5 protein-coding genes are annotated in these 6,993 nt (G+C 68.3%); all 5 read left to right on the top strand.

The annotated features are described in order from the left end of the window. Positions 1–1,026, top strand: a 1,026-nt coding sequence (locus AC2VOG_RS14990) for an AMP-binding protein (protein ID WP_486940671.1), incomplete at its 5' end; no start/stop codon positions are given. Continuing rightward, positions 1,023–5,426: an amino acid adenylation domain-containing protein gene (locus AC2VOG_RS14985; RefSeq protein WP_486940670.1), complete on the top strand. Its 4,404-nt coding sequence runs from the start codon at positions 1,023–1,025 to the stop codon at positions 5,424–5,426. The genes AC2VOG_RS14990 and AC2VOG_RS14985, both read left to right, overlap by 4 nt. Further along, the gene (mbtG, locus tag AC2VOG_RS14980; RefSeq protein ID WP_486940669.1) at positions 5,423–6,727 is read left to right on the top strand and encodes an NADPH-dependent L-lysine N(6)-monooxygenase MbtG; all 1,305 of its coding nucleotides are present in this window, start codon (positions 5,423–5,425) and stop codon (positions 6,725–6,727) included. The genes AC2VOG_RS14985 and mbtG overlap by 4 nt, the downstream gene beginning before the upstream one ends. Then, positions 6,705–6,917 (top strand): MbtH family protein, encoded by a 213-nt coding sequence (locus AC2VOG_RS14975; protein ID WP_486940668.1) that lies wholly within the window; start codon positions 6,705–6,707, stop codon positions 6,915–6,917. The genes mbtG and AC2VOG_RS14975 overlap by 23 nt, the downstream gene beginning before the upstream one ends. Further along, the coding region (locus AC2VOG_RS14970; RefSeq protein WP_486940672.1) for a hypothetical protein at positions 6,917–6,993 on the top strand (77 nt) is incomplete at its 3' end. The genes AC2VOG_RS14975 and AC2VOG_RS14970, both read left to right, overlap by 1 nt.

Below are 6,993 nucleotides of genomic sequence, written 5' to 3'. Positions count from 1 at the left end.
GCCGGCGGCCAGGGCCCAGAGTTGTTGAACAACATCGGTTCGACCGAGACCTCCGGCGCGGTGTCGCGCGGACCGCTGAGCATGCCGACGCCGCTGGTCGGCTCGCCGGTGGCCGGTGCGCAGGCCTACCTGCTGGACGACGGTCTGCGGCTGGTTCCGGTCGGTGTCGTGGGCGAGTTGTATTACGCCGGTGACCAACTGGCCCGCGGCTACTGGCGGCGGCCCGCCTTGACCTCGACACGCTTCGTCGCCAACCCGTTCGCCACCGAACCCGGCAGCCGGTTGTACCGCAGCGGCGACCTGGCCCGGTGGGCTGACGACGGCCGGCTGGAGTTCGCCGGCCGTGTCGACCATCAAGTGCAGGTGCGCGGATTCCGGGTCGAACTCGCCGAAGTCGAGGCCGCGCTGGTCGCCGCCGATGGCGTCGCTGCCGCCGCGGCGCGCACCTGGGAGGTACCCGACGGCACCAGTCTGGCCGGTTACGTTGTGCCGCAACAGCCGGTCGCCGACCCGGCCGCGTTCGCTGCGACGGTGCGGGCCGCGATCAGCACGATTCTGCCCGGCTACATGGTGCCGTCGTCGCTGACCGTACTCGACCAGTTGCCGAAGACGGAGTCGGGCAAGCTGAATCGGCCTGGGCTGCCGCGGCCCGCGGTGAACACCGCCGGCCACACCGATCCGGCACGCACCGACACCGAACGCGCGCTGGCCGCGGTCTTCGCCGACCTGCTGTGCACATCGCAGGTCGGACGAGGCGACGACTTCTTCGCGCTCGGTGGCGACAGCATTCTGTCGGTGCAGTTGGCTGCACGGGCCAGAGCGGTTGGGCTGCCGGTCAACCCGCGGATGATTTTCGAGAACCCGACGGTCGAGCAACTCGCCGCCGCGGTCGATGCGATTGATGCCGGCGGTTCGGATGACGACCGGGACACCCGGTTCGAGCCGATGACAACGTCGGGCTTGTCGGCGACCGACCTGGCCGCGGTGACGCAACTTTGGTCGAAGTCGCGGGACGGAATCACATGATCGCCGCCGAGGCCCAGGCTGCCCAAGGTGACGTCGCGCCCGACATCGATGACGTGATGGCGCTGAGTCCCCTTCAGGAGGGCCTGTACTCGCTCACCGCCCTCGCTGAATTCACCGCGGGCCAGCCTGCCGACGACCCGTACGTGATCGGCATGGCCGCCGACATCTCCGGCGCACTCGACGTCGCTTTGCTCCGTGACTGTGCGGCGAAGATGCTGGTACGCCATCCTAATTTACGGGCGAGTTTCTTCAGCCGCGGCATTGCGCGGCCGGTCCAGATCGTGCCGGCCCGAGTCGATCTGCCCTGGCGCGATCTCACGGCCACCCACGCCGACATCGCGGCGATCGAACGCGACGAGCGTCGACGGCCATTCGACCTCGAGCGGCTACCGGCCCTTCGGTTCCTGCTCATCGAATTACCCAGGGCCCAGTGGCGTTTGGTTATCACCGCGCACCACATCGTGATCGACGGCTGGTCGCTGCCGGTGTTCGTCGCGGAGATGATGACCCTGTACCGCGCTGGCGGGGATCTCGATGCGCTACCGAGCGCGCCGCGGCCTTACCGAGATTACATCGGCTGGCTGGCCGGCCGCGATCACGAAGCCAGTCAACGGGTCTGGCGTGAACACCTCGCCGGCCTGCCCGGCCCGACGCTGCTGGCTGCCGCGTTCGGCGCCGAAGACACCATGCGCGCGCCCACGCTGCCGCAGCGCACCGAGTTGCAGTGGGGCGGCGCGGCCACGCAACGGCTGATCAGCGGTGCCCGCTCGCGCGGAATCACACTCAACACGCTGTTGCAGACGGCGTGGGCGCTGATTGTGTCGCGCCTGACCGACCGCGACGATGTGGTGTTCGGGGTCACGGTGTCCGGTCGGCCCGCCGAATTGACCGGTGTTGAGACCATGGTCGGGCTGTTCATCAACACCGTCCCACTGCGGGTACACCTCGATCCGGCAGCCGCGGTCGGTGCGTTGTGCTCTGCGGTGCAACGTGATTCGGCGAAACTGCGCGAACACGGCCACCTCGGTCATGCCGAGCTGCGGGCCATCGGCGGCGTCGGCGAGATGTATGACACCTTGCTGGTTTACGAGAATTTCCCGACCGGAGGCATGGCCGCCGGGGACCAGTTGGCCGGCACCGGCGTCACCTTCCGACCCGCTGCGGTGGAAAGCCTCACCCACTTCCCGATCGTGCTGGCCGCGCACTTGGCCGACGCGGGACTGGTCCTGATGGTCGAGGTCATCGACGGCGCGATCGGGACGACCACCGCCGAATCCCTCGGCGAACGACTCCTGGTCACCTCAGACCGGCTGCTGCAGCATTGGGACAGTCCGCTGCGAGACGTCAGCGTCCTGCTGGCCGACGAGGTCGTCCCGTCGGGCGCGAGTCCAGTGAAAACGCCGACCGTCCAGGCGATTCACACACGGTTCGCCGCGGTCGCTGCCCGTACACCCGACAGCCCGGCTGTCACGTGGGCGGGCGGCACGCTGAGCTACGGTGAACTCGACGAGGCCGCCAACCGACTTGCGGGCGCGCTCGCCGCACGCGGTGTCGGCGCCGAAACTCCGGTGGCCATCCGGCTTTCCCGCGGCCCGCGCTACGTCGTGGCGATCCTGGCGACCCTGAAAGCCGGCGCGATGTATGTTCCCCTGGAACCGGGGATGCCCGCGGAGCGGGTGAATTCGATTCTGCGGCAAAGCGGCGCGACGATCGTGATCGACGACAGCTTCAACGCGGACGATCCCGGCCGCTTCCGGCCCGTCGAGGTCGACCCCGCGCACGCCGCCTATGTGGTCTTCACGTCGGGAACCACCGGAGAACCTAAGGGCGTCATCGGAACTCACGCAGCGGTCGGAGCCTACGCCGACGACCACCTCGAGCGTGTGCTGCGACCCGCGGCGGCCCGGTTGGGTCGTCCGCTGTGCATCGCGCACGCCTGGTCGTTCGCCTTCGACGCGGCCTGGCAGCCACTGGTCGCCCTGCTCGACGGCCACGCGGTGCACGTCGTCGACGAACACACTCAGACGGATGCCGAGGCTTTGGTCGCCGCCATCGCCGAGCACGGTGTCGACATGATCGACACCACCCCGTCGATGTTTGCCCAACTGCGGTCGGCGGGACTGCTGACCCGCGTCCCGCTGGCTGTGCTCGCGCTCGGCGGCGAAGCGCTCGGCGGAAGCTCTTGGTCGTTCATTGGCGACCAATGCGCCCGCACCGGGATGACGGCATTCAACTGCTACGGCCCCACCGAGACCACCGTCGAGGCGGTCGTGGCCGCCATCGACCACCACGTCGAACCGTCGATCGGGCACCCGACCGGTCACACCCACGGCTACGTGCTGGACTCCGCGCTGCGCCCGGTGCCGCGCGGCGTGGTGGGGGAGTTGTACCTCGGCGGAGCGCAATTGGCCCGCGGCTACCTGGGCCGTGCCCCCGAAACCGGGCAGCGCTTCGTCGCCAACCCCTTCGTCGCGGGGATGCGGATGTACCGCACCGGGGATTTGGTGCGCCGGCATGCCGACGGGTCGCTGCACTACGTGGGCCGAGCCGACGCGCAGGTGAAAATCCGCGGCCATCGGGTGGAGCCGGGCGAGGTCGCCGTCGTACTCGAGTCGCACCCCGACGTACGGCAGGCCCGCGTGCTGGTAGGTGAGCAGCACGGCGCACCGCGGCTGATTGCGTATGTGGCGGGCACTTCGCCCTCGGTGCTCGAACTGCGCCGGATGCTGGTCGCCCGGCTGCCGCGGTACATGGTTCCGCAGCGCATCGTGATCGTCGAAGGCATTCCGCTGACCCCTAACGGAAAGCTGGACGAAAGCGCCTTGGCGGCAATGGATCCGGGCGCGTCTCGCGAGTTCGGCGGACTCGGGCCCGAAACCGAGACCGAGTCGGCGCTCCTCGAGGTGCTGACCGAGATCTTGCGCGTCGCCAGTATCGATCCGAACGCGGACTTTCTCGAGCTGGGACTGGACAGCATTGTGGCGCTGTCGGTTGTGCAGGCCGCCCGTCGTCGTGGTATTGTGCTGCGCGCCAGACTGATACTGGAGTGCACCAGCGTGCGTGAACTCGCCGCAGCCATCGACACCGAAGCGGCCGCGGTGAGCCGGCCCGCGGCGTACACCGAGGCTGGCAGCGGCCCGATACCGTTGCTGGCCAATGCGCACTGGCTCTATGAATTCGGCGAGCCGCGCAGGCTGGCGCAGGCTGAAGCGATTCGGTTGCCGGCCGGCGTCACCGGCGAGCAGCTACGGTCGGCCTTGGCGACCATCGTCGACGGCCACGAGGTGCTGCGCAGCCGTTTGGACCGCGCGACCATGACGCTGCATGCCGAACCTGTGAGTGAGATGCTCACCGAGATAATGGTTTCCGGTGACCTGGAGTCCGCCGTCGTCGCCCAGACCGCGCAAGCGATCGACAGTATCGATCCTGAGCGCGCAAAGCTGCTCGCGGCGGTGTGGTTGCGGCCACCGACCGGCCAGAGCGTGCTGGTGCTGACCGCCCACGTGCTGGCGCTGGACCCGGCGTCCTGGCAGGTGGTGCTCGGCGAACTCGACGCCGCTGTGCACGCCCGGATGGCCGACGCCGCCCCGCCGCCGATGCGCGAGCACACCAGCTATCGACGCTGGGTGGAGCTGATGACCGCACGCGCGAAAGGGATTGACAGCGAACCATATTGGACGAGGCAAGTTGCCGGCGATGATCCCGAACTGGGGCAGCGGCGGTTGGTGCCGGACCGTGACCGCGCGGCCGGGCTGCTGGTGTGGACGGCGATGCTCGACGTCGATGCCACCGCCCGCCTGCTGAAATCCGGCCTGCCGGTGTTCGACATCCTGATCGCCGCCGCGTCGCGGATGATCACCCGGTGGCGTCAACAGCGCGGGCAGCCGACACCTCCGCCGTTGCTCGCGCTGGAAACCCACGGCCGGGCCGACGCGCTGTTCGACGAGACGGTCGATACGAGCGAAACCGTTGGGCTGCTGAGCGCGATCTATCCGCTGCGCGTCGACACCGACGACCCGCGACGGGTGCGCGAGCTACTGACAGCAATCCCCGGCGACGGTGTCGACTACGGACTGCTGCGCTACCTGTGCGACGACACAGCCAGCCGCCTCGCCGCCTTCCGCGGGCCGCAGCTGCTGTTGAACTACCTTGGCCGCGCCGATGTCGGCGGCACCAGCGGCCTGTGGCTGGACCGCAGTCTGCTGAACGGGGTGTCGCCGCTACCGGAACCCGATCTGGCGGTCCGTTACGAGCTGAGCCTGGTGGCCACCGTGCTCGGCAGCGGCGAACACCAGGTGCTGGTGAGCCAGTGGCGCGCGTTGCCCGACATCCTCGGCGAGTCGGACATTGTTGCTTTGCAACAACTGTGGACAACGGCGATCGAAGAGATGGTGGTATGACCACGCTCGCCGTGCTGGGCGCGGGTGTGAAAGCGGTGGCGGTGGCCGCCAAGGCGCACGTGCTGCGTGAGATGGGTGTCGAGGCGCCGCAGGTGGTCGCGATCGAGCGGGCCGGGGTCGGCGCCAACTGGCAGGCCGGTGGCGGCTGGACCGATGGTGCGCAGCGACTGGGCACCAGCCCGGAAAAGGACGTCGGCTTTCCGTACCGCTCGACGCTGGTTCCGCGCCGCAACGCCGAACTCGATGAGCGGATGATCCGGCACAGTTGGCAGTCGTATCTGATCGCCACCGGTCAGTTCGCGCAGTGGATTGACCGCGGACGGCCGGCGCCGACCCATCGGCGGTGGAGTCAGTACCTGAGTTGGGTGGCCGACGAGATCGGCATGTCGGTGGTGTACGGCGAGGTCGACCGCCTCGCCGTCGACGGTGAGCGGTGGATGCTGCGTGCCGACGAAACAACCGTGTACGCCGACGGTTTGATGATCACCGGCCCCGGCCAAGCCGAGCGCTCGCTGCTGCCGGGCAATCCGCGGGTGCTCTCGATCGCGCAGTTCTGGCACCGCGCCGGACAACAGGACCGCATCGACGCCGAGCGGGTAGCGGTCATCGGCGGCGGCGAGACCGCCGCTGCGATGCTCAACGAGCTTTTCCGTCATCGGGTTTCGACCATCACGGTGATTTCACCCCAGGTGACGTTGTTCACCCGCGGCGAGAGTTTCTTCGAGAATGCGTTGTTCTCCGACCCCAGCGACTGGACCGCGCTAACGGCCGACGAGCGGCGCGACGCGATCGCCCGAACCGACCGCGGGGTGTTCTCCGCCAACGTGCAGGACGCTTTGCTGGCCGACGACCGGATCCGGCACTTACGTGGGCGGGTGGCGCACGCGGTGGGTCGTAACGAACAGATCAGGCTGACGCTGGCCACCAATCGGGGTAGCGAAAATTCCGAAACCGTACACGGTTTCGATCTGGTGATCGACGGGTCGGGCGCCGACCCGCTGTGGTTCACCGCGCTGTTCAGCCAGGACGCACTCGACCTGCTGGAACTGGGCCTGGGCGGCCCGCTGACCGGAGGGCGTGTCCAGGAAGCCATTGGCCACGACCTGGCCGTTATCGACGTTTGGCCGAAGTTGTTCCTGCCCAACCTTGCCGGGCTCAAACAGGGACCCGGCTTTCCCAACCTCAGTTGCCTGGGTCTGCTATCGGATCGGGTGCTCGGCGCCGATCTCCGCTCCCATCCCAGTTCCCCGACCCACCCGGTATCGATCAGGAGAGATGATGAGCACCAATCCCTTCGATGACGAGGGCGGCACCTTCGTCGTTCTCGTCAACGGCGAAGAACAGCACAGCCTGTGGCCGACGTTTGCCGACGTACCGGCCGGCTGGCGCAGGGTCTTCGGTGCGGCTGGACGCGCGGAATGCCTTGCCTACGTGGAGGAGAACTGGACCGACATGCGGCCCCGAAGCCTCCGTGAGGCGATGGACCGCTGATGGCCCGCGGGCTCCAGGGTGCGATGCTGCGGGGCTTGGGCGCGCGCGACCACACCGCGACAGTCCTCGAAAGCGT

It is taken from the genome of Mycobacterium sp. TH-M11 (assembly GCF_057473725.1).
The sequence above is the reverse complement of the archived record's forward strand: the minus strand, read 5'-3'. Positions and strand labels throughout refer to the sequence as shown.